The following is a 23131-nucleotide window of genomic DNA, read 5'->3' as shown; positions in this document are numbered from 1 at the left end:
CGGTACCGTCGTCCGTTTCTCGTTCGTCCGTGCTCTCAGCGGCGCCCGTCGAAGGGCCTGCCCGCGCGTTCCCGGCCGCGCCGCAACTCGGTGCGCAGCAGGCGGGCGACCGGATCGAGCAGTCGGCGCGCCAGATCGTCCAGGTCGACGTCGGCGCCGTGCGGCTCGGTCCGGGCGGACGCGGGGGCGTTCGGGGCCGGGCGCTGCCGGCCCCCTGCCGCGGTAGGCCCGGCGTCGGTCCGGATGCCGCCGCCCGTGGCCCGCTGCACCGGCGCCGCGTTCGCGGTTGGCGAGGGGCCGGTCGCTCCCGGAGCCGGTGCCGACGCCTTCGGCCGTACGACCGGGACGGGCTGCGCCGACGGCGCGCCGGCTGGGGGGCGCATCGCGAGCGGCGGTGCCTGCGGACCGGTCATGGGCAGGGGCGCGGCCGTGCGGGGGGCCGCGGGCGACGCCGGTGCCGCGTAGGGCCCGGAAGCCGGGCGTACGACGTGGGCGGGACGGGAGGAGGTACCGGCCGGGGCGTCGGCGCGCGCGCCGAGGGGCGTCCCGGCCGCTCGCTGCACCTGCGGCGTGGGCGCAGCTGTTCCGGGCCAGCGCGCCGCGACCACGGGACGACTCGCCGGGCGGGTCGCGGGGGCGGCGGGACTCCCCAGGGCGCGGGTGCCGAGAGTCAGGGGGCGTGCCGCCAGGAGTCGGAGGGTGCGTGGCGCCGGGAGCGGAGCGGTACCGGCGGCGAGCGGAATCGGGTGGATGCCGCCCGTCGCCGCCGGGCTGTCGGCCCGCCGGGGGCCGGAGGGTGTGCCGGCTCCGCCCGCGCGGTCGGGGGAGGCGGTGGTCCGCCGGACGAGTGGGGCCGCGGCCTGCGGGGCGGTGTCCTGTGCGGCGGAGGAGTCGACCGTACGGCGCTGCGCGTCGCGCGTCCCGAGCAGAGGCGTGTGGACGGGGGGTGCGGACGGAGGCGTCGGCGCCGACTGGACGTCGGCCCGCGGCCGGGACGTCGGGGGAGTGGGCAGCGCGGCACTCGGCGGCATGGCGGGCAGGGGCGCACCGAGCCCGGTGCGTACACGTGGCGTGGTCCGTCCGCGGCCGGTGTCGCCGGTCGCCTCGGGCCGGGGCGTGGAGTCGGCGGGCCTCGCCGTGCGGCTGTGCGGGGTGGGCTGTGGCCCGTTACCGGCCGAGGAATCTGCCAGGCGCTGGACCATGGGCATCGCCGGGGCGGGAGCCGTGGGGTCGGCCGGGGAGGGGCGTCGTCTCGTGCCGTCGGGTGTGATCGGACCGTCGGCCGACGGCTCCGCCTGGCGCTGAGCCAACAGGGGCGTCGACGGGGAGTCGGGCTTCGCCGCGCGAGGGTGCGCGGAGGACTCCGGCCCGCCACCGGCCGGGGGTTCTACCTGGCGCTGGACCACGGGCATCGGGGAGGCAGGGGTGGAACGGGGCGCCGATGTGCCGGTCCCCGACGGCACGGCGGTGGGGGGAAGTCCGGTCAGGGGAGGGCCGAGTGGTGCGCGGCTTCCGGTACGTCGCTCGGGCGAGTGCGGGGCAACCGGGCCGTCGGGCGCCGGGGTGACGGCGAAAGGCACGACGGACACCCGGCGCCTGGGCATGGCAGGGACCCGGGCGACGGTCAGCGAGCGGTCGACGGCTCGTGGCCGGACCGGCGCGTACGCGGTCTCGGCGTGGGGCTGGACGGTGCGGGGAGCGGCTGACACGGGCAGCTCCGTGCCCGCACGGCCGGATCGGTCACTGCCGGCGGACGGACCGCTCACCGCGGTCCGCTGGACCGGCGGGGTGGACGCGTCGGAGTGGTTGGACGGGGAGTTCGCGGATCCGGAGCCGGAGCCGGAGCCGGATGCGGACGCGCTTGCCGTGGTCCGCCGGCCCGGGGGAGTCGACGCGGTGGACGGACGCGACGGGGAGTGCGTGGAGCCGGAGTCCTTGTCGGAGCCCGGCGCGCTTGCCGCCGTTCGCTGGACCGGCGGGGTGGACGCGGAGGCGGAGGTGCCCGTGCTCTTTGCGGATCCCGCGGTGCGCGAGGTCGTCCGTCGGCCGGGCGGGGTGGACGAGGGTTCCGCGGATCCGGAGGTTCCGGAAGCGCCCGCCGGGGTCCGCCGCATGGGAGGGGCCGACGCCGGGACTTCGGGGACCACCGCGATACGGCGGATCAGCGGGAAGCTCGGAGGCGTCGCCGCACCGCCGGGCGCGGCAGGGGACAGGGCGGTGCCGCCGCCCGTCGCCCCGGCCCGCTGTACGGCGGGCTCGGTCGTGCCGAGCACGGACGGGGAGTGCGCGGACGTGAGACCGCGCGTACCGGACCCACCACCGGGCCGCCCGGTTTCGCTCGACGCGTCCGACGGGGTCCGGTTCTCCGCCACCGGTGGCGCATCCGATGCCCCCACACCATGTGTGGTGGCCCGCGCGACGAACGGGCGCGGCGAGCCGCCGCCTGTGTCACGGGCAGGCGGAGCGGCGTTCGGCACGGAACGGCCCGAACCCGGCGTGGACGCGGGAGCCGCGCCCGATCCGGACCCGTGCGGGGCCGGCGCGGTCCCGTCCCCGACCGCCCCGCGTCCACCGGAGGCGCTCCGGCCCGGCGACTCCGGGCTCGCGGACGGTGCGTCGGACCTCGTGCCGCGCGCGATCGGCGGCGTGTCCCGCTCCCGCGCGGGACCCGACGCCACCTGCCGTACCGCTCCGAACGGCACTTCCGGATCGGGCGCGCCGTCCGCTCCGTACGGGCTCAGCGCTCGCAGGAGCAGAGGGCCGCCGCTGTCGTGGGTGGGCCGGGCGGTGGTGGGGCGGGCGACTCCGCGTACGAGACCGGTCGGGGCGGTCGGCAGCAGGGCGTGGGCGAGCCCGGTGTCGAACGACGGGTCGCGCCACGCGGCCAGGCCCGCGCGGAAGGCGAGCCCGTCGCTGACGCCCATCGGGGCCCGGGAGACGGTGAGTCGAGGAGGGACGGTCCCGCGCCAGCCACCGTCCCAGTCGCCGGGCACACCGAAGTCGCGTACGGCACCGGTGTCCTGGGACGCGGCCGTATCGCCGGAGGACCCGGACGGCTCCGCCTGTGCGGCGGCACGCCGGCGCAGCCTGTCCCGCCATCCCATGTGTTCAACCGCCTTCGTTCACGCGGGTGTTGATGCGAGCGATCTCGGTGACCCACTCCTGGCGTTCGCCGTGGGTCAGGTCGAGGATCTCGTCGCGCTGCCAGTGGAAGTGGTAGGCGATGTACGCGATCTCCTCCCGGAGCCGGGGGAGCGCGTACGTCACGATTCCCCCAGGCGCCCACCGGAGAGGTCGACCTCGAAGCCGCCCTCGCAGTGTGGGCAGGTGACCGCCGCGCGGGTGTGCCCCTCGCTGTTGACGCGCCGGTAGAAGTCCTGGAGGAACGCGACGTCGGTCGCGTACATCCGCTCCACGATCCCGGCATGCACATCGGTGATCGTGCCGAGCCGGGTGATCACCTGGCTGAGCAGCACCACGCTCAGGTACGCCGGATTCTCCTTGACCCGCAGATCGATCTGCGGGCGCAGCTCGTCCCGTGCGGTGGCCAGGCGCATCGCGCCGTGCCGGTGCAAGGTGCCCGCCTCGTCCACGTACCCGCGCGGAAGCTCGAACTCGAACTCGGTGCGCAGCCCGTGGTCCTCGCGCGGCGCCGGCGCGGCGGCGGGTGCCGCCGCCTGCTCGGGTGCCGCGGCGGGCGCCGTGACCTGAAGGATCTCCTCCAGGTTGCCCGCCGTCACCGTACGGCGCCTCATTCGACGATGATCTCCTCGAACACGATGGTCACCGATTCGGTGGCCGCGGCGGACTCGCCCGCCTTCAGGGACGGGCCCTCCCACTTGGAGGCCCAGCCCTGCATCAGCTGGATGCGGCGGACGGTCGCGCCCGTGGAGTCCTTGATCTCGATGGTGAGGTTCTGCCGAGCGGTGTCGACGGCCCCGTTGTTCAGGGTCTCCTTGATCCACTTGGTGAACTCGCTGCTCTTGTCGAGCCCCCGAGTGATCGTGACCTCACCCGCCTGGCGCGCGCCGGGCTGCTTGCGGATGATCTGCTTGCCCTCCGCGCTGACCTGGCGGACCTCGACGACCTCCTCCTCGACGGTCAGACCGCTGATCTCCTGGATCGACTCGACCAGGTAGCCACCGAGCTGTACGCCGAAGATATGGGTGGAAAGAGCATCGCCCTCTGCCATGACTGTCTGTCACCTTTCCTTGCTGTCCTGCAACTTGGCGAACGCGCCGCGCGGGTCACTCGTCGATGAGGCTGGTGCTGTCGGAGAACTGGGCCAGCCGGAACACCACGAACTCGGCGGGCTTGACGGGCGACACGCCGATCTCGCAGACCACGCGGCCCTGGTCGATCGACTCCTGCGGGTTGTTGTCGCGGTCGCACTTGACGTAGAACGCCTCCGCGGCCGTGCGGCCGAACAGCGCGCCACGGCGCCACTCCTCGGTGAGGAACGCGGTGACGTTGCGCCGGATGCTCGACCAGAGCCGGTCGTCGTTCGGCTCGAAGACCACCCACTGGGTGCCCAGGAGGATGGACTCCTCCAGGTAGTTGAAGAGCCGGCGCACGTTCAGATAGCGCCAGGCCGGGTCGGAGGAGAGGGTACGGGCGCCCCAGATCCGGATGCCCCGGCCGGGGAAGGCCCGTACGCAGTTCACGCCGATCGGGTTGAGCAGGTCCTGCTCGCCCTTGCTCAGCCGCAGTTCCAGGTCCACCGCGCCGCGGATCACCTCGTTGGCGGGAGCCTTGTGCACTCCGCGCTCGGCGTCGCTGCGCGCCCACACACCGGCGATGTGACCGCTCGGCGGGACGACGGTGTTGCGCCCGGCGGCCGGGTCGAAGACCCGGATCCACGGGTAGTAGAGGGTGGCGTAGCGGGAGTCGTAGCCCGCCTCGTCGTTGCGCCAGGTGCGCACCTGCTGCGCGGAGAGTCCGGGCGGGGCGTCGAGGACGGCCACCCGGTCGCCCATCTGCTCGCAGTGCGAGATGACCGCGAGCTGCACGGTGCGTACGCCCTCGGCGTCGATGTCGCCGCGCTGGTGGGCGCTCATCAGGTCGGGCACCGCGACCATGGTGATCTCGTCGATGGTCTCCAGGCCGGCGAACCCGGTGCGGGCGCCCGCGTCGCCGACGTACTCGGCCGGGTCGAGCCGCGCCACGTCGCCGGAGCCGGCGGTGGCGGGTGCGGCCGGGGCGTCGGGCAGTGCCACGGTCCGGCCGGCGGGCCTGGTCTGCGTGGCGTTGCGCTGCTCGGTGACCTCGATCAGCTTCGAGGCGCGGGCCTGGGTGACCAGGTAGCCCTTGACGTTCTTGCGGACGGAGGCCTCGTAGCTCTCGACCACCTGCTCGCCCTGGCGGACCGTCAGCTTGAAGCGGTCCTCGGGCGGGTTCTCGCCGTCCGCGTCGGCGATCTCCACGGACACGCCGGTGACGCCCGGCCGGGCCGCGACCAGGAAGCCACCGAGCTCGACCGGCTCCGCCGCGCGCTGCTGCGGACGGCCGCCGGGGGCGGTCGGGGCGGAAGCGCCCTCGGCGGCGCCGCCGATGCGGACGACGTACGCCGCGCCGCCGCCGTTGGCGAAGTAGCCGTAGACCGCGTGGGGCAGATAGGTGCCCTCGCCGAAGCCGCCGAACCGCTGGGTGTACTGGTCCCAGCCGGTGACCAGCGTCGGCTCGTGGAACGGGCCGCTCTGGGCGAACCCGACGAACGCGGCGACGGCGGTGCCGACCCCTTCGATCGGGCGAGCACCGGACTGCACCTCCTCCACGTACACGCCCGGGGTGAGGTACGTCGGCATCGCTCGCTCCTTCGTTTCGCTGTGCTGCATCGAGGTCCGTCCACAGCCTCTCCGGCGGCCCTCGCCGACGGCAGGGGCGCGCGGACCTGGACGGGGGCAGGTGCGCTGCCCTCCCGGTCGTCCGTGCCGGACCGGCCAGGCAGTACGGCCCGCCCCTCCGCCGGGCACTCACACGCGCGTGACCTGGGCCAGATACGGCCCGAACTCGCCTTCCAGGACCAGACGGCCGAGCTTGCGGTACTCCTGGGCGACCGCCGTCACCAGCTGTCCCATCGTCAGCGGTGCGTCCGATGCGGCCGCGAGATAGGCGGCGGTCACCGCGCAGGCCCGGATCGAGCCGCCGGCGAGTTCGAACCGGTCCGCGCAGAAGCCGAGATCGAGGTCGCCGGCCCTCGGTAGCAGGTCGCCCAGGCACCGCTCCCACAGGGCCAGGCGCTGGGCGGCATCGGGCACCGGGAAGTCGGCGACCACGTCCAGGCGGCGGGTGAACGCCTCGTCCAGGTTGGCCCGCAGATTGGTGGTCAGGACGGCGATCCCGTCGAAGGACTCCATCCGCTGGAGCAGGTACGCCGACTCGACGTTGGCATGCCGGTCGTGGGCGTCCTTCACCTCCGAGCGCTTCCCGAAGATCGCGTCGGCCTCGTCGAACAGCAGCACCGCGTTGACGGCCGACGCCTCGGTGAAGATCCGCTCCAGGTTCTTCTCCGTCTCGCCGACGTACTTGTCGACGACCGTGGACAGGTCCACCACGTACAGGTCCATGCCCAGGTCGGCCGCCACGACCTCGGCGGACATCGTCTTGCCGGTGCCGGAGGGGCCCGCGAACAGCGCGATCACGCCGCGCCCGCGCCCGCCGCCGGGCCGCATGCCCCACTGCCCGAGCACCTGGTCGCGGTGGCGGGCGCGCACCGCGAGCTCCCGCAGCCCGCGGCGGGTGGGCGCGGGCAGCACCAGATCGTCCCAGCCCACCGCGGGCTCCACCCGGCGGGCGAGCCGGGCGAGCCCGGCACCGTTCTGGGCCCGTACGGCGGTGCGCAGATCCTCGGCGGAGACCGGCCGGCCGCCGAGCGCGGCCGTGCGCACCGCGGTCCCGGCGGCGCGCCGCAACTGCCCCGCGTCGAGGCGGTGTGCGGCCACGGACCGGGCGAGCGCGTCGGCGTCCGCGGTCGCCGCGTCGTCGCCTGTGGCCCGCTCCAAGGCATGCCGCCAGCGTGCGACCTGCCGGTCGGGGGAGGCGGCCGCCACCGCGACGGTGACGGGAGTGTCGGCCGCCCAGGCCGGTTCCCAGCCGCTCGTGCCATGGGTGAAGAGGGGGATTCCGCGCAGCTGTGCGCAGAGGGTCCGCAGCAGATGGGTCCGCTCGGCGGGCTTGTCGGGCAGCTCCTCCAGCGGGCCGAGCACGATCCCCGCGCCGGTCAGGCGGGCCTCGCGGGCAGCCGCGCGGGCCAGTTCGGGCACGGCGGTGGTGTGGCGGTCCGCCGCGTGGCGGGCGAGCGACGCCGCGTCCAGGAACAGCGGCCGGAGCCCCCCGGCGCGCAGCGCGGCGGCGGCCAGGCCCTCGGGATCGCCGCCACGGGACCGCAGGTGGACATGGCCGGTGCCGCTCCCGGCCGCCGCGGCGGCGCGTCGCAGTTCGGCCGGGTCGACGGCCGGGTCCTCGGCGGCCCCGCCGAGCACCTCCGCGAGTCGCGGGTCGGGTGCGGCGGCGCCGAGCAGATGAGCGGTGACCCGGTCCGGGACGGCCAACACCCGTGACAGAGGCGGCCGTTCGGGCTCGGTGACCTCGACGAGGCCGCCCGCGACGAGCGGTGCGGCGGGGGAGAGCCGGAACCGCGCTGCCGTCGTCCCCGTGTGGCCGCACAGGTCGAGGGCGAGCCCGACCGTGGGGCGACGGCGTGTCAGGTCGTCGTTGAGATAGCCGTAGAGCCGCTCGAATCGGGCGTCCAGATCCGGCGCCACGGCGACCAGGAGCAGATCGAGGTCCAGCGGCGACAGGTCGAAGCGCAGCGCGAGGACGTCGAGCGGTGAGCCGGGCGGCGGGTCACCCGGCATCAGCGGGGGCAGGGCGGGGCCGTCCGGCTCGTCCAGGATGCGGGCGACCGCCTCGGGGGTGAGGTACTGGCCCCGGTAGGGGTCGTCGGGGTCGGGATCGCCGGCCCGCCGGAGCGCCACGGCCCGCCGCACCCGCTCCTCGATGCACCGCAGCCGTGTCCACAGGTAGGGGGTGGTCGGCGCCTGCGCCCGGACGGGCGACGCGGGTTCCGCGGTGGACGTCACGGCTGCCGTTCCCCTCGTCGGCGGCGGGCGGGAGCCGGCCGGCGCTCCCGGGGACCGCCGAGGCCCTCCTCCGGCGCCGGTGCGCCCACCTCGGTGTAGCGCAGACGGCGGGAGCCGTCGGTCTCGCCCGGCTCGGCCCGTGGCACGGAGCGCACGACGAGCCCCTCGGTGACCGGCGCGGCCGCGACCTCGCTGATGCCGGCCAGGGGCGCTCGCACCCGCAGCCCCAGGGAGGGCTTCAGCTCCCCGCCCAGGGCGGACCACACATCGGAGGCGGCCGGTGCGTCGAGACCGGTGCCGCCCGCGTCCAGGGCGACGATGAGACCGAGTTCGGCGAGCGAGCCGCCGAGCAGGTGCGGGGGCAGCGTGTCGGTGGACACGAGGCAGGCGAGCACCTGGGAGAGCAGTCGGTGCTCGTCCTGGGGCCTGCCCGCCCACGCCGTGACCAGATACGTCAGCTCGAACCAGCGCGGCGGCGTGCGGCGCGCGACGACGAAACCGTCGGCGTCGTACACCTCGCCGCCGCCGCTGCCGCGCCGGGTGTGGTCCTCGCGGATGTCGTACAGGAACACGCAGACGGTGGGAGCGCTGCGGCGCGCCGCCCAGTCACGTGTCGGCGCGTCGAAGACCACCTCGACGCCCGACGTCTCCAGGCCGGACTCCGCGAGGAGTCGGCGCAGCCCTTCGTCGACTTCGTGGATCACCGGCGGGTCACCACATCGGGCGGCTGGATCGTGCCGCTGACCACGAGGAAGTCGGTCGTCACCGGGGAGAATCCGGCACCGCTCGCGGTGATGACACGCGGACCCGTCCGGTCCTTGGCGAGGATCAGCAGCTGGCCGGTGAACGTGCCGTCCCGAAGGGGAACCGTCGGTGCCGCCGCTGCCGTGATGCCCGGCTTCCAGGTGAACCGCACCGGCACGCCGGGCGGGAAGTCCTCGCCGCGCACCGAGGTGACGAAGCCGGGCTTGCCGATCGGCGGCACCGCGACGATGCGCGGCTGAAGGATCCGCAGCCGCTGCTGGGCGGTGTTGTCGCGGCGGTCGGCGTCCGTGCCGGTCGTGGTGAGGGTGCCGGTGACACGGCCGGTCAGCGCCTTGTCGGGGCTGAGGACGACCTGAAGGACGGTCCGTGCGCCCGGTGCCAGGTCCGGCAGCGCGCACACCCAGGTACGGTCACAGCCCGGCGGCGGCCCGTTGTGGGGCACGCCCGGGGGCAGGCCGATGCGCAGCCGCAGACCGGTGGCCAGCGCGTTGCGGCCGTTGGCGACGGTGTACGTGACGACGACGCGACCGCCCACGTAGCCGGGGTCGGGCCGTGCCGTGACGCGCACCCCGGGGCCGGCCGCGGGCGCGGGCGGCTCAGGCGCCGGCGGCTCGGGCGTGGGCGTCGGCGTGGGCGGTGTGGGGCTCGGCGCAGGGGGTTCGGGGGCCTCGTGCACCGGCACGACGGTCCGGTCGGCGTTGTCGCTGGGGCGGGGGTCGAGGACGGCGCCGGTGACCGACCAGTCCACCGGCTGGTCGCCCGGCGTGACGCCGGTGAGGGTGACGGTCACCGGGACCGTGGTGCCCGGGGGCACCACGTCGAGGGCGCAGGTCAGCGCCGCCGGGTCGCAGTCGGCTCCGGGCGCGTCGAGCGCGGTGACGGTCAGGCCCGCCGGAGGCGCCAGGGTCAGCCGCGTGCCGGGCGAGGCCGCCGGGCCGTTGTTGACCACGTCCACCACAATCGTGTCGGAGTCCCCGACGGTGAGCGGCGGCATGGTGTCGGGCGCCCGGACGGCGAGGTCCACGGACTGCTGGACGGCAGGCTCCTTCTGGCGGCCCGGGAGATCGGTGGTGAGCCCGGTCAGTTCGCCGGACGTGACGTCCAGGAGCTTCAGCTTCTCGGGGCTGTCGACCGCACGGCCGGGGCGGGCGCTGAGGACCAGGCCCTTGCCGTCGGCCGTCCAGGCGGCGTCCCGTGGCTGGAACGGACCGGTGGACGCGGGCAGTTCCCGGCCGCAGGCGCCGGGGAGGCCGCGTGCGGCGGCAGGCAGCAACACCCGGCAGTCGTCACCCGACACGGACGTCAGCAGGATGCCGTTGCGCTCGTCGATCCGGCCGGCGCCGTTCTTGCGGTTGAAGGCGATGCCGGTCCCGTCCGGGGAGAACGCCGGGCTGTCGTCGATGACCTCACAGCTGCCCGGGCAGATCATGGCGCTCAGGTCGTGCTGCCGGCCGAGTGCGTTCACGGGCACGGTCCAGACGTGCTTGTTGCCGCCACCGCCGTTGATCACATGGTTGCGGGTGAAGGCCAGCGTGGTGCCGTCGGAGCTCCATGTCGGCTGGGCGTCCTGGCCCTGCGCCTGTCCGGCCGGCGGGGTGATCTCTCCGGTGATAGCGCCGGTCGCCGCGTCCGCGATCAGGATCCGGCCGGGCCCCGCGGCCTCGCCGACGCCGCCCGGCGAAGTCCTGGTGAAGGCGAGGTACCTGCCGTCCGGGGAGAAGGTCGGGTCGGTGTCCCAGTCCTTCGCGCCGCGGCCCGCGAGCGGTAGCGCCGCCGGGTCGGTGCCGTCGGCGTCCACCATCCAGATCCGTTGGATCCGCGCCTCGGGCGGGCCCTCGAAGCGGGTCACCACGATCCGGCGTCCGTCGGGCGTGTAGCTCTGCCGCTCGGTCCACGGGTCGGATCCGGTGGCCGGCCGGAACAACGGATCCTTGGCCGGGTCGGTGTTGGTGTCCGCCGCCGGATCCTCCTTGAGGATGGTCACGCCGAGGTCGCGGGGGTCGGAGCCGTCCATCCGGGCGTCCTGCAGGGTCACCACGTGCGGTCCGGGCGCCGAGGTGCGCTCGACCACGACACCGCCGCTGTCGAGCGGACCGAGCCAGGTGGGCGATCCGACCTCACGGTCCTCGCTGAGCTCCAGCTTGGGCGTCTCCTGGGAGTGCGCCGGGACCCGGAACACGTGGTCCCAGTCGCCCTTGCAGTCACAGGTGCGGTCCGGGCTGAGGAACAGCACGCCGTCCCCGTCGGGCAACCAGGCTGCCCCGTGCGTACGCCAGTTCGCCTGGGTGCCGGACAGCAGGGGCCCGTCGCCGCGCCCGTCGGTCCATCGCAGGCGGGGTCCCGCGGAGGTGGTGGAGGTGTACGCGATCACGTCCCGGTTCGCCGCGTCGTCCACCGGGTTCCACACGGGCTCGGTGGCCGTACCGTTCGCCGGGTCGGTGACACGGGTGGCCTCGCCGCCGTTCAGGGGGCGTAGGTAGATCTGCCGCCCGGCGATCGGGTCGCCGTCGCTGGAGTAGGCCAGACGCCCGCCCTCCGGCGAGACGGTGGGGTGCTCCTCGTTCGCGGGCGTGTCGGTGAGACGGGTGGGTCCGGTGCCGTCGGTGCCCACCAGCCACAGGTCGCGCCGGCCGCCGGACCCGGCCGAGTCGAAGACGACCGAGCGGCCGTCCGGCGTCAGCCGGGGGTTCGCCGCGTCGAGGCCGCTGGTCAGCCGGCGCACCGAGCCGTCCGCGGCCCGCAGGTACACCTGCGGGTTCTTCTCGTCGCGACGGCTGGCGAAGACCAACTGGTCACCGAGTGCCGAGGGTTGGACGTCCAGATGGGCCGGTCCCTCGCCGAACAGTGGCGCGCTGGAGACGCCGGTCGCCACCCGGCCGAGGCTGCGGTGCCGCGTACCGGCGTAGGCGATCCGGCTGTCACCGGCGTCGGCCGCCTTGGTTCCGGCCTCGGCGTCGTCCGGGCCGGTGGCCGCCGTCACCGCGAGCAGGGGGACGAGCAGCAGCAGCGGCGCGCCGACTCTCCCCCAGCGGTGTCGCCGACCGCCGGAGCCACCGGTGCTCATCACGGTCCACCTCACAGTCCGGTGCAGCATCACGTACAACCCCGCCACCATGGAGCCCGGCGCCGGCGGCGCGGCAGGGCCGGGTGGTCGCACCCGGGGGAAGCGACCGGTGCGCTTTCGGGCAGTGGCGGGGCGTGCGACCGCCATGCCGGCCCCGCCCCGCCGTCCGTCGTACGGCCGGATCGGTCAGATCAATCCGTTGCGCAGGGCGTAGCCGACCGCGTGCGTGCGATTGCGCAGCTGCAGCCGTGTGATGACCTCGTGCAGCACGTTCTTGACGGTCCGTTCCGAGTACGAGGTCTTGCGCGCGATCTCCGCGGTGTCCAGGCCGTCCGACACCAGCCGCAGCATGTCCGCCTCGCGCGGGGTCAGCGTGGCCAGGGAGGCGGCGCGGGGGTCGAGCGTCGAACGCTGCAGGCTGCCGACGTGGTCGAGGAGCTTCGCGAGCAGGTCGCCGGGCAGCATGCCCTCGCCGTTCGCTATTGCCAGGACCAGACTCAGGAGCCGGTCCCTGTCGGCCTCGGAGCGCCGCAGCACCGCGGTGACCCCGCATTCGATGGCGCGCTGCAGAGCGTCCCCGGACTCGAACTTCCCGACCACGAGTCCGGTGCGGGTCTCCGAGTTGTGCCGCAGGCGGTAGAGCAGAGCGGCCGTCTCGTCGTCCACGCTGTCCACGGTCACGAGCGACACCTGGGCCCTGTCGGCGTCGGCGTCGTCGACGAGCTCGATCTCGGGGCGTTGGCGCAGCTGGTGGACGACCCCGACGTGCAGGATCGGGTCCGACGCGTACACGGCCACGGTGACCCGTCGGCCGGGTGTGCCGGGTGTCGTCCAGGGCGCATGGAGCGCCTGGGCGGCCGGCTGAGGCGCGCCGGCGCCGGACGAGGCGGCTGAGTGGGTGATCTGGGCGTGGTGCATGTATCGGTACCTGTTCCGTGAGGCGTATGTGGGGGATACGGAGGGGAACGGAAGGGCGGGGCGCGGGCGAGGGGACCGTGGTGTCGCGGAGCCGGGGTGTGCCGGCGGGCGGCGGACCCGAGGCGGGAGGACGGATCAACGGGCCTCCGGAGAGAGGTGGTTGAGAGGTGTCTTCGGGGGCACGGGAACTGCCCGGTGCGTTGCCCTCGCGCCCTTTGTGGCGGTCGGGTCCGAGTCATAGCGTCACGGTGTGACGTCCCCAGCAGCCTCTCCCAGCCCTGGCGCGCCCGGCCTCGACATCCCGAGGGTGTCGGTGACGCCGGGCGGTAGCGCATCCACCAGCCTCACCGTTCGCAACGACGGCGACATCGTCGAGGCGTACCGTCTGGAGGTCGTCGGCGACTGCGCCGCCTGGACCACGGTGGAACCCGAGCGCGTCTCCCTCTACCCCGGTACGTCGGAGACCGTGACGATCTGTCTGGAGCCGCCGCGTTCGCCGCAGGTGCGGGCGGGAGACATGCCGCTCGCCGTGCGCGTGCTGCCCACCGAGCACCCCGAGGCCGTGCGGGTCCCCGAGACCACCGTGCACGTCGAGGAGTTCCGGGAGCTGCGTACCGAGCTCGCGCCCCGGCGCCGCCGCGGCTGGCTCCGCGGACGCTACCGGCTCGCCGTGCGCAACGAGGGCAACACCCCCGTACGGCTGGGGTTCACGCCCGGGCAGCCGGGCGAGGAGCTGAAGTTCGACTTCCGCCCCACGGAGCTGAAGCCGGCGCCGGGGGAGTCGGCGGAGGTGGGGTTGCGGGTCCGCGCCGGCCGGCCGGTGTGGTTCGGAACCCCCACGTCGTGGCCGTTCACGGTGGACGTGACCGAGACCGGTGACGGCGAGGACGGCGAGGAGCGCCAGGACCCCGGAGCCGTGCGGGCCCCGCTGGAGGCGGAGTTCGTCCAGATACCGATCTTCCCGACCTGGCTGCTCGCGGTGCTGGCCGCGCTGCTCGCCCTGCTGCTCGCCTGGTTCCTGCTGGTGCGCCCGGCGGTGCGCAGCACGGCCAAGGAGGCCGCCGACGAGGTGGTCCAGAAGAGGCCGACGCCCAGCGCGGACGCGAACCGACAGGCCCCGGGGACCGGCGGGGACAAGCGGCCGGGTGGCGGAGGCAGAAGCACCGCGCCCGGCGCGGGCGGGGACGACGGCGGTGCGGGCACCGGACCCGACGGGGTCGCCGGCGGTCAGCAGAGCTCGGCCACGATCGACCTGCAGACCGGCGGTGGGCAGACGAAGACCGGCACGTACACGGTGCCCGCGGGCAAGGCGTTCGGGATCACGGACATCGTTGTCGCCAACTTCCAGGGCGACGAGGGCGTGTTGACGATCGACTTCGGCGAGCGCAAGATCACGACGATCGCGCTCGAGACGTTCCGCAACCAGGACTACCACTGGGTCACCCCCATCAGAATCACCGAGAGCCAGACCGTCACCGTCCAGGTGACCTGTGCGAAGCCGGGCACCCCCGCCACCGGTCGTCGGGCCCAGGGGTGCCACGAGGTTCTGAACGTGAGCGGAGTGCTCAGCGACCTCAGGTGAACCACGTGGCTCGTACATCGTCCGTCAGTTCTGCCCCGGTAAAAGCCAGTCGCTCCCTCGCTGTCCGGAAAGCGACTCCGTGGAGAATCGACCAGATGTCCGTGTTTCGGAGGTCCGTTCTCGGGCCGGAGTGCGCCAAATCGGCGAACTCCGGCCTTGCGGTAGTACTCCACGGCCCATCGAAGAAGGCTGATTCCGATGCCCTCCCGTGCCCAGGTCAGGGCGGGGGGCCTCATGCCGGGGCGGTGCTCCGGCAGCTCCGTTCCGGTCGCGCGCGGGCGGGGCGATCTGGGTACGCTGGAAAGGGATTCCTGAGTCCACCGGCCCCCCCGAGCCCCGGCTGCCGGTAGTCGATCCCGCCGCGCGAGGTGACGCAGCCCCCGCGTTACAGGGGTAGGTGCGTTCCCATGGATCTCAACACCATCACCGAAGTCCTCCGGCGGCCGTCGGAGCGGCCCGGCGCCGACTGGCGCGAGGGTGACGCCTGGCTCGCGGGCGGTACCTGGCTGTTCTCCGTGGAACAGCCGGAGCTGCGCCGCCTGGTCGACCTCACCGCGCTGCCATGGGATCCCCTCGTCCGAGGCGACGCCGGTCTCGAGATCGGTGCCACGTGCACGATCCGCGACCTCCATGCCTTCGAGCCCCCTCGGGACTGGACCGCGGGCTCGCTGCTCGCCACGTCCTGCGAGGCGTTCCTCTCCTCGTTCAAGATCTGGAACGCGGCGACCGTGGGCGGGAACATCTGCATGTCGCTGCCCGCCGGTCCGATGATCACCCTCACGGTCGCGCTGGAGGCGCGGTACGAGCTGTGGGCCCCCGACGGTTCCGTACGCACCGTCGACGCCCTGGACTTCGTGACGGGGAACAACCGCAACATCCTCGCCCCGGGGGAGATCCTGCGCCGGGTCGAGGTTCCGGCGCATGCCCTGCGCAAGCGCGCCGCGCACCGCCGCTTCACACTGACCCACCTCGGCCGTTCGACCGTGTTCCTGATCGGTACGCACACGCCCGGCACGGGCGACCTGACGCTCACCGTCACCGCCGGCACCACGAGGCCGGTGCGATTCGCCTTCGACCGCATGCCCGATGCCCCCACGCTGCGACAGAGCATCGACGCCATCCCGGCCGACGTCTGGTTCGCCGATCCCAACGGGACTCCCGACCACCGTCGCCATCTCACCGAGCACTTCGCGGAAGAGATCCGCCGCGAACTCACGGCTGGGGGACCGGCATGACCTACCTCGTGAACGGCAGGAGCTTCGCCGAAGAACCGCGCCCCGGCCAGTGCCTGCGCACCTTCCTGCGGGAACTGGGCCACTTCGGCGTCAAGAAGGGGTGCGACGCCGGCGACTGCGGGGCATGCACGGTCTGGCTCGACGGTCGGCCGGTGCACAGCTGCGTCACTCCCGCCTTCCGCGCCGAGGACCGCGAGGTGACCACCGTCGAGGGTCTCGGATCGCCCGGCGACCTGCACCCGGCGCAGCGCCGGTTCCGGGACGCGCCGGGCTTCCAGTGCGGCTTCTGCACCGCCGGGATGATCATGACGTCGGCGACGTTCACCGAGGAGCAGAAGGCCGACCTGCCACGGGCGTTGAAGGGAAATCTCTGCCGCTGTACCGGCTACCGGTCGATCGAGGACGCCGTGCGGGGTCTCTCCGCCGTGGAGACCGCCGCGCCCGGCAGGGCCGTGGGAACCAGCGTCGGCGCGCCGGCGGCCGAGGACGTGGTGACCGGCCGGGCCGAGTTCACCATGGACACCCGCATGGACGGCATGCTGCACCTCAAGGTGGTGCACTCGCCGCACGCGCACGCCCGGATCGTGTCCGTCGACAGGACCGCCGCACTCGCCGTCCCCGGTGTGCGGCGCGTCTACACCTGGGAGGACGTGCCGCGCAGACGGTTCACCACGGCGATCCACACCGACCACCTCGTCGATCCGGACGACACGTATATCCTCGACGACACGGTCCGCTTCGCCGGCCAGCGCGTCGCCGCGGTCGTCGCCGACACCGTCGGGGCGGCGGAGGAGGGCTGCCGCCGGCTCGTCGTGGAGTACGACGTGCTCCCCGCGGTCTTCGACCCCGAGGAAGCCATGGCCGAAGGGGCGCCCCGACTGCACGGCTCGGAGGATCCGTTCGTGCGGGACTCCGTCCGCAACCTTCTGCTGGAGATCCACTCGCACATCGGCGACGTCGACGCCGGCTTCGCCGCGGCCGACGTGATCCACGAAGGCACCTATGTCTCACCACGCGTGCAGCACGCGCACCTGGAGACCCATGGATCGATCGCCTGGATGGAGGACGGCCGGCTGAACGTCCGCACCAGCTCGCAGTCCCCGTCGATCGCCAAGGTCAAACTGGCCTATCTGTTCGCCCTGCGCCCCGACCAGCTCCGCGTCTTCTGCAAGCGCGTCGGCGGCGGGTTCGGCGGCAAGCAGGAGGTCATCTCCGAGGACCTGGCGGCCCTCGCCGCCCTGGACACCGGGCGGCCCGTCTCGTTCGAGTACACGCGCGAGGAGGAGTTCACCACGGCCTCGCCGCGCCATCCGATGAAGCTGACGGTCAAGCTCGGCGCGAAGGCGGACGGCACGCTCACCGCCTTCCAGGTCCGCAACGTCTCCAACACGGGCGCCTACGGCAACCACGGCGGCGAGACGCTGTACGCGGGCGGGGCGGCCGTCATGATCTACCGCTGCCCCAACAAGAAGTACGACGCCTACTCCGTCTACACCAACACCGTCCCGAGCGGCGCGCTGCGCGGTTACGGAATGACCCAGCCCGCCTTCGCCGTGGAATCGGCGATGGACGAACTGGCCCTCGCCCTGCACATGGACCCGCTCCAGCTGCGCCGCCGCAACATCGTGCGCCCCGGCGATCCGCTCGTCGCGATGCACGACGGCCCCGACGACGTGATGTTCAACGAGGACGGCCTCGCCAAGTGCGTCGACCTCGTGGCCGGCTCCCTCTCCCGTACGGCCGACCAGCCGTCTCCCGGGCCCGGATGGCTCGTCGGGGTCGGCGTGGCGAGTTCCCTGCACGAGACCGCACCCCCGACCGAGCACATCTCCGAGGCGTGGATCACCCTCGGCGACGACCTCGTCTATGAACTGGCCGTCGGCACCGTCGAGTTCGGCGAAGGGACATCGACCGCGCACGTCCAGATCGCGGCCAACCAGCTGGGCACGACACCGTCGCGGATCCGCCTCGTACAGTCCGACACCGACCGCACCGGATTCGACACCGGAGCCTTCGCTAGCGCCGGACTGTTCGTCGCGGGCAACGCGGTGCTCCAGGCGGCCAACGCCGTGCGCGACCGCATCCTGGAGTTCGCGGCCTCCCACGCGGGTGTCCATGTCGTGATGTGCTCGATGGACGACGAGGACGTCGTCTGCGGGGACATCCGCGTCCCGCTCTCGGAGCTCGTCGCGCTCGCGCGGGCCCGCGGCATCCGGTTCACCGCCGCCCGCAAGGCGTACGGCTCGCCCCGGAGCGTCGTCTCCAACACGCAGGGCTTCCGTATCGCCGTCCACCCGGTCACCGGGGAGATCCGCGTCCTGCACAGCGTCCACGCGACCGACGCCGGTGTGGTCATCAACCCCGAGCAGGTCCGGGGGCAGGTGGACGGCGGCGTCGCGCAGGGCATCGGATTCGCGCTGACCGAGAACTACCAGGTCGACGCGGACGGAGTCATGGTCAACCCCAACCTCCGCAACTACCGGATCCCCACCTTCGCCGACGTCCCCCGCACCGAACTGCTCCTGGTGGGCTCCACGGACTCCGTCGGGCCCATGCGGTCCAAGGGGATGGCGGAATGCTGCATCAACCCGGTCGCCCCCGCGCTGGCCAACGCGCTCCGCGACGCCACCGGAGTCCGCTACCGTGAGTTGCCCCTGACCCCGGAACGGATCTACAGCCGGCTCGGCGAGAGCCGGCCCGCGCGGACGGGCCCGGCGCGATGACCACGCAGAAGCACCCGGACACCACACCCGGCACGGACGCCGCGACGGTCATCCTCGGCCGGAGGGTCCGGCCGGGCATGGAGCGGGCGTACGAGCGGTGGCAGGGCGGCGTCAACGCCGCCGCCGCCCGCTATCCCGGGTACCTCGGCGCCGAGGTCACCCCCGCGACCGACCTGCAACCCGACTGGGTCATCGTCTACCGCTTCGACTCGGTGGCCCATCTGCAGGCGTGGATGAACAGCGCGACCCGGCAGAGTCTCCTCGACACCGGCGAGGAGTACTTCGACGGTCCCGCGACCCAGCAGGTGATCAGCGGGGGCACACAGCCGACGGACCCGCTCGTCACCGTGGTGGTGACCCACCGCATCGCCCCGCACCATGTCGACGACTTCCTCGAATGGCAGCGGCGCATGAGCGAGGAGGAGCGCAAGTTCGAAGGCTTCCGCGGGACCGAGCTCTTCCGGCCGATCGAGGGCGTCCAGGACGAATGGACCACCCTCTACCGCTACGACAACGCCGAGCACCTCGACGCCTGGCTGACGTCGGCGAAGCGGCGGGGGATGCTGGCCGAAGGCGCGAAGTTCGACGACTTCAAGCTCCGGAAGATCGACAACTCCTTCGGCAGCTGGTTCGCCTTCGAGGAGAACGGCAGGGAAGCCCCGCCGCCCTCGGAGACCAAGACCGCCATCGCGGTCTGGGTCGGCCTGTACCCGACCGTGGTGCTCCTGACGCTCGCCCTCTCGCCGCTGCAGTGGCCGCTCTGGCTCGGGCTGCTCGTGGGCAACCTGCTGTCGAGCTTCATCATGAGCTTCTTCACGATGCCCTACTACGTCAACCGGCTGCTCAAGCGATGGCTGCGGCCCGAACCGGAGGAACCGCGGAGGAGGACCAACCTCATCGGACTCGGCATCGTCGCCGGCGTGACCGTCTTCTGGGTCGTCGTCTTCTACCTGATCACGCGCGTGTTCTGGACCCTGCCCTGAGGACGGCGGGGTCCGGACACGGTCATGCTGCGGGCTTGCCGGGCTGGTCGTGCGTCGAGCAGTGGATGCCACCGCCGCCCGAGGCGATCGTGTCGATCTGCACCATGACGACGTCCCGCTTGGGGAAGTGCTCCTGGAGGATGCCCTTCGCCCGGTCGTCCGCCTTCCGGTCCCCGAACCTGGGCATGAAGACCGAATCGTTGGCGACGTAGAAGTTGGCGTACGTGGAGACGAAGTCGTCGCCCTCGCCCGTGATCCTGTCGAGGTCGGGCTGCGGCAGGTCGATGATCTCGAAGCGCCGGCCGCGCGCGTCGGTCGCCTTGCTCAGTACGGAGCGGGCCTGGTCGGCCGAGCGGGACCAGGAGTCCGGGGGAGTACCGGGGAACGCCTGGTCCAGCAGGACCACGCCGGGCGCGGTGAACCGTACGAGGCTGTCCACGTGGGCGTCGGTGATGTCCTCGCCGCGGACGCCCGCCAGCCAGACGACCTTCTCCACGCCGAGGGTCTCGATCAGCTCGTCCTCGATCTGGTCCCTGCTCTTCCCGCGGTTGCGGTTGTCGTTGACGATCGAGCTCTCGGTGATGAGGAGGGTGCCCTCGCCGTCGGTCTCGAAGGAGCCGCCCTCGGCGACGAGCGGTGCCTCCTCGCGCGGGATGCCGTACCGGGCGAGCAGCTTGCGGCCCACCTCCGCGTCGTTGGTGTGCTCCTGCTTGCCGCCCCAGCCGTTGAAGTTGAAGTCGACTCCGACGACCTTGCCGTCGTCCTCCACGAAGACGGGGACGGTGTCGCGGGCCCACAGGTCGTCGACGGCGAGCGGAATGACCTCCACCTGAGAACCGCAGGCCCGCTGGGCCGCCGCCACCTGGTCCGGGCGGGCCATCATGACGACCGCCTCGTACTCCCCGACGGCACGCGCGATACGGGCGATGTCCTCCCGCACGTAGGGAAGGTCGTCCTCCCAGACGGAGGCGAGGGCCGGCCAGGACATGAACGTACGCGTGTGGCTCTCCCACTCGGCGCCGAAGCGGCGCTCGGTGCCGGCGGCCGGAGTACGCCCCGGCGCGGTCGTCGTACCGCCCTGCACGGACGCCTCGGGACCGCAGGCGGCGGCGCCGAGGCCGAGGGCGCCGCCGATCACGGCGAAGGCGCGCAGGGCCGTGCGGCGGGAGGGGGGAAGGTAGGACACGGTGTGCTCCGATCGTGGGCTGGCGAGGGTATCCGGCGGCGGCGGGCTGATCGCGGTGACGCGCGCGGCGGCGGGAGTCGCGGGCCTTGGCTTCACGCGTGTGGAGGCCGAAGGAGACGGCTGCTCGGAGGCGTGAGTGGGGGTGGCCGTGCCCCCACTGTGGCACTGACTGGATTTTCAGTCAAACGAGCTGGGCGGGTCGAGGTGCTCTTCCGTCCGCTCATCGGACCCGGCCCACGGCGTACGGTTCCGACAGTCCCGATCCTGATCCCAGCCCCTCGACCTCCGCCGCGATCGCTCCCCGCATCAGCTCGCGGGCGTGGGCGGTCGGCAGCACCCCGATGAGCCACCGGGTGCTCAGGCCCTCCAGGAGGACGGTGAGCCGTTCCGCCGCGGACACGAGGACGGCGTCCGGCGCCGCCGGGTCGACCCGGCCGAGCAGATCCGCGATCTCGCGCACCCACTCGGTGCCCGCCTGCCGCAGCTCCTCCCGCAACTCCGGCTCGAAGACCGCGCTGGCTCGCAGCTCGCCCCAGGCGGTGCTGTTCTCGCGCACCTCGGGAGCGTCCTGGAGTTCGAGGAGCAGCCGGTGCTCCAGTTCCCGCAGGGAGTTCTCGGGTTCCCGTTTCCCGGGCGGGCGGCCGCGGGTGTAGCGCTCCGCCCGGTCCCCGATGAAACGCAGCGTGTGGCGCAGGAGGCCGGCGCGGTCGCCGAAGTGGTAGTAGACGAGCGCCTTGGAGACCCGGGCCTCGGCCGCCAGCTCCTCCACCCGGAGTCCGCGCACCCCTCGGCGGGCGATCACCCGGGCAGCGGCCTCCAGGATCGCCCTTCTTCGCTCGTTCACCGTGTGCTCCTTGTCGTCATGGTCCGTCGTCCGGGGCCCGACCGGGGGCGGGCTGCGTGTTGACTGAAACTTTAGTCAAAGGCACGATCGTGGGCGGGGGCGCGCCGCGCACCCGTGCCGCCGTTCCGCACCGCTGTCCGGCGTGCCGCCTTCCCGCACCGCCGAAAGAGCCGCCCATGTCCTCCACCCAGCCTCCCGGGGTGCAGCCGCTCCACCCTCCGCTGTCGCTCGACGACCCCCGCGAGATCGGCGGCTACCGGATCCACGCCCGGCTCGGCTCCGGAGGGATGGGCGTCGTCTACCTCGCCCACACCCCGGGCGGGCGGCCCGTCGCCGTGAAAGCGGTCCGCGAGGACTTCGCCGCCGACCCCGAGTTCCGGCGGCGGTTCGCCCAGGAGGTGGCGAGCGCACGCCGCATCCACGGCCTGTTCACCGCGCAGGTGGTGGACGCCGGCCTCGACGCGGCCGTCCCCTGGCTCGCCACCGCCTACGTACCCGGCCCCTCGCTCCAGCAGTTGGTCGAGCGCCACGGTCCGCTCCCCGCGCGCACGGTGCTGCTCCTCGTCGCCGGGATCGCGGAGGCCCTCCAGGCCATCCACGGGGCGGGCGTGGTCCACCGGGACCTCAAGCCCGCGAATGTCCTCGTCGCCGAGGACGGCCCCCGCGTCATCGACTTCGGCATCGCGCGCGCGGCCGACGCCACCGGACTCACCGGCACCGGCCTGCGGATCGGCACCGCCGCGTACATGGCGCCCGAGCAGGCGCTCGGCCGGGCGGTGACGCCGGCCACCGACGTCTTCGCGCTCGGCGCGCTCGCCGCCTACGTGGCCGGCGGCGCCCTGCCGTTCGGGACGGGGCCCGAGTCGGCCGCGCTGTACCGCGTGGTCCACGAGCCCGCCGACCTCTCCCGCGTACCGGGGGAACTGCGCGAGCTGCTCGGGTGGTGCCTGGCCAAGCCGCCGGGCGGGCGGCCCACCCCGGGCGAGCTGATCGCCGCCGTGCGCGCGCACCCGGCCGTGGGTCCCTCGCCGGAGTTCGCCGACGGATGGCTGCCCGGGGCGGTCGGACGGGAGATCACACGACGGGCCACCGGCCCCTTGTCCCCGGAGCCCACCCTCTTCGACGGGGTCTCCCCGCACGACCGACCCACCCGCGCGGCCGTGCCGGCGGCCCCCGAGCTGGCCGCGACGGGTGGCGACGGCATCCACGGCCCGGCCCCCGCGCGGCGTGACCGCCGCAGGAGCGGGCGCGGTCGTGCGGCTCTGACGGCGGCGGCCGTCGTCGCGGCGCTCGTGGCGGCCGCCGGGGCCGTGTACTACCTGACCGGTCCCGAGGGGGACGGCGCGGAGCCGGATGTCGCGTACACGCCGGGCTACGCGGACGTCGAGCTGACCGCCCCCGACGACGGCTACGAATTCGACCTGGCCGCCGGGAAGGTGACGCCCGCCGAGTCGGCCGACTGGTACCTGGCCCGGGACAAGGGCGGGCTCGTGCTGCCCGAGAACGCCGACGCCTTCGTCGCGTCCGGGTACGTGCTCAGCCCCGCCGACTGCGAGCGGGGGATCGACACGGAACCGGTCGCGAGGCTGCCGTTCGAGGAGCTCGCCGACGAACGGCCGTTCTGCCTGCGCAGTGCCGACGGCACTCGGCTCGTCGTGGCGCGGCTGATCGAGGCGACCCCCGGGGGCGGTCCGGTCACGGTCGCGCTGAGCCAGTACCGCAGGAGCGGCTGAGTGGCCGAGTGGGTGTG

Annotated in this window: 16 protein-coding genes; 5 read left to right on the top strand and 11 right to left on the bottom strand. The window is 73.4% G+C overall.

Annotated features, from left to right (window positions below):
• Positions 1 to 35: 35 nt before the first annotated feature.
• From ACFQ7Q_RS04000 to ACFQ7Q_RS03960, 9 genes are all read right to left on the bottom strand, one after another.
• Positions 36 to 3104 (bottom strand): hypothetical protein, encoded by a 3069-nt coding sequence (locus ACFQ7Q_RS04000; RefSeq protein ID WP_383549494.1) that lies wholly within the window; start codon positions 3102 to 3104, stop codon positions 36 to 38.
• Between the two features lie 4 nt (positions 3105 to 3108).
• Positions 3109 to 3267, bottom strand: a complete 159-nt coding sequence (locus ACFQ7Q_RS03995; protein WP_167739575.1) for a DUF6760 family protein — start codon at positions 3265 to 3267, stop codon at positions 3109 to 3111.
• Complete coding sequence (locus ACFQ7Q_RS03990) at positions 3264 to 3755, bottom strand: hypothetical protein (protein ID WP_383549490.1); 492 nt, start codon at positions 3753 to 3755, stop codon at positions 3264 to 3266. The genes ACFQ7Q_RS03995 and ACFQ7Q_RS03990 overlap by 4 nt, the downstream gene beginning before the upstream one ends.
• Positions 3752 to 4192: a phage tail protein gene (locus ACFQ7Q_RS03985; RefSeq protein ID WP_030388073.1), complete on the bottom strand. Its 441-nt coding sequence runs from the start codon at positions 4190 to 4192 to the stop codon at positions 3752 to 3754. The genes ACFQ7Q_RS03990 and ACFQ7Q_RS03985 overlap by 4 nt, the downstream gene beginning before the upstream one ends.
• Before the next feature lie 55 nt (positions 4193 to 4247).
• Complete coding sequence (locus tag ACFQ7Q_RS03980; RefSeq protein ID WP_383549487.1) at positions 4248 to 5804, bottom strand: phage tail sheath family protein; 1557 nt, start codon at positions 5802 to 5804, stop codon at positions 4248 to 4250.
• A gap of 168 nt (positions 5805 to 5972) precedes the next feature.
• Complete coding sequence (locus ACFQ7Q_RS03975; RefSeq protein WP_383549485.1) at positions 5973 to 8081, bottom strand: ATP-binding protein; 2109 nt, start codon at positions 8079 to 8081, stop codon at positions 5973 to 5975.
• Complete coding sequence (locus ACFQ7Q_RS03970; protein ID WP_383549483.1) at positions 8078 to 8785, bottom strand: DUF4255 domain-containing protein; 708 nt, start codon at positions 8783 to 8785, stop codon at positions 8078 to 8080. The genes ACFQ7Q_RS03975 and ACFQ7Q_RS03970 overlap by 4 nt, the downstream gene beginning before the upstream one ends.
• Positions 8782 to 11910 (bottom strand): hypothetical protein, encoded by a 3129-nt coding sequence (locus tag ACFQ7Q_RS03965; RefSeq protein ID WP_383549481.1) that lies wholly within the window; start codon positions 11908 to 11910, stop codon positions 8782 to 8784. The genes ACFQ7Q_RS03970 and ACFQ7Q_RS03965 overlap by 4 nt, the downstream gene beginning before the upstream one ends.
• Before the next feature lie 186 nt (positions 11911 to 12096).
• Positions 12097 to 12828, bottom strand: coding sequence for a LuxR C-terminal-related transcriptional regulator (locus tag ACFQ7Q_RS03960; protein WP_383549478.1), 732 nt, complete (start codon positions 12826 to 12828; stop codon positions 12097 to 12099).
• 250 nt (positions 12829 to 13078) lie between these two features.
• Between ACFQ7Q_RS03960 and ACFQ7Q_RS03955 the strand changes: the two genes are divergently transcribed.
• The 4 genes from ACFQ7Q_RS03955 (at position 13079) to ACFQ7Q_RS03940 (ending at position 19351) form a co-directional block, all read left to right on the top strand.
• Entirely contained in the window at positions 13079 to 14410 is a 1332-nt protein-coding gene (locus ACFQ7Q_RS03955; protein WP_383549475.1) for a hydrolytic protein, read from the top strand.
• A gap of 407 nt (positions 14411 to 14817) precedes the next feature.
• Positions 14818 to 15645: an FAD binding domain-containing protein gene (locus tag ACFQ7Q_RS03950; protein ID WP_383549472.1), complete on the top strand. Its 828-nt coding sequence runs from the start codon at positions 14818 to 14820 to the stop codon at positions 15643 to 15645.
• A complete protein-coding gene (locus tag ACFQ7Q_RS03945; protein ID WP_383549470.1) occupies positions 15642 to 18368 on the top strand; it encodes a molybdopterin-dependent oxidoreductase in 2727 nt (908 codons plus the stop codon). Before ACFQ7Q_RS03950 ends, ACFQ7Q_RS03945 begins: the two co-directional genes overlap by 4 nt.
• Complete coding sequence (locus ACFQ7Q_RS03940) at positions 18365 to 19351, top strand: antibiotic biosynthesis monooxygenase (RefSeq protein WP_383549467.1); 987 nt, start codon at positions 18365 to 18367, stop codon at positions 19349 to 19351. Before ACFQ7Q_RS03945 ends, ACFQ7Q_RS03940 begins: the two co-directional genes overlap by 4 nt.
• A 22-nt stretch (positions 19352 to 19373) precedes the next feature.
• Here ACFQ7Q_RS03940 and ACFQ7Q_RS03935 read toward each other — a convergent pair whose 3' ends face one another.
• Both ACFQ7Q_RS03935 and ACFQ7Q_RS03930 read right to left on the bottom strand, forming a co-directional pair.
• On the bottom strand, positions 19374 to 20537 hold the full coding sequence (locus tag ACFQ7Q_RS03935) for an agmatine deiminase family protein (protein ID WP_383549464.1): 1164 nt from the start codon (positions 20535 to 20537) through the stop codon (positions 19374 to 19376).
• A gap of 220 nt (positions 20538 to 20757) precedes the next feature.
• Positions 20758 to 21381 carry a TetR/AcrR family transcriptional regulator gene (locus tag ACFQ7Q_RS03930; protein WP_383549461.1) on the bottom strand — a complete coding sequence of 208 codons (624 nt, stop codon included), beginning with the start codon at positions 21379 to 21381 and terminating at the stop codon, positions 20758 to 20760.
• Positions 21382 to 21557: 176 nt separating this feature from the next.
• Between ACFQ7Q_RS03930 and ACFQ7Q_RS03925 the strand changes: the two genes are divergently transcribed.
• Positions 21558 to 23114 carry a serine/threonine-protein kinase gene (locus ACFQ7Q_RS03925; RefSeq protein ID WP_383549458.1) on the top strand — a complete coding sequence of 519 codons (1557 nt, stop codon included), beginning with the start codon at positions 21558 to 21560 and terminating at the stop codon, positions 23112 to 23114.
• The last annotated feature ends 17 nt before the right edge of the window (positions 23115 to 23131 follow it).

It is taken from the genome of Streptomyces sp. NPDC056527, from assembly GCF_042794475.1.
Classification (GTDB): Bacteria; Actinomycetota; Actinomycetes; order Streptomycetales; family Streptomycetaceae; genus Streptomyces.
Note: the sequence above shows the minus strand (reverse complement) of the source record. Positions and strands in the feature narration are given on the sequence as shown.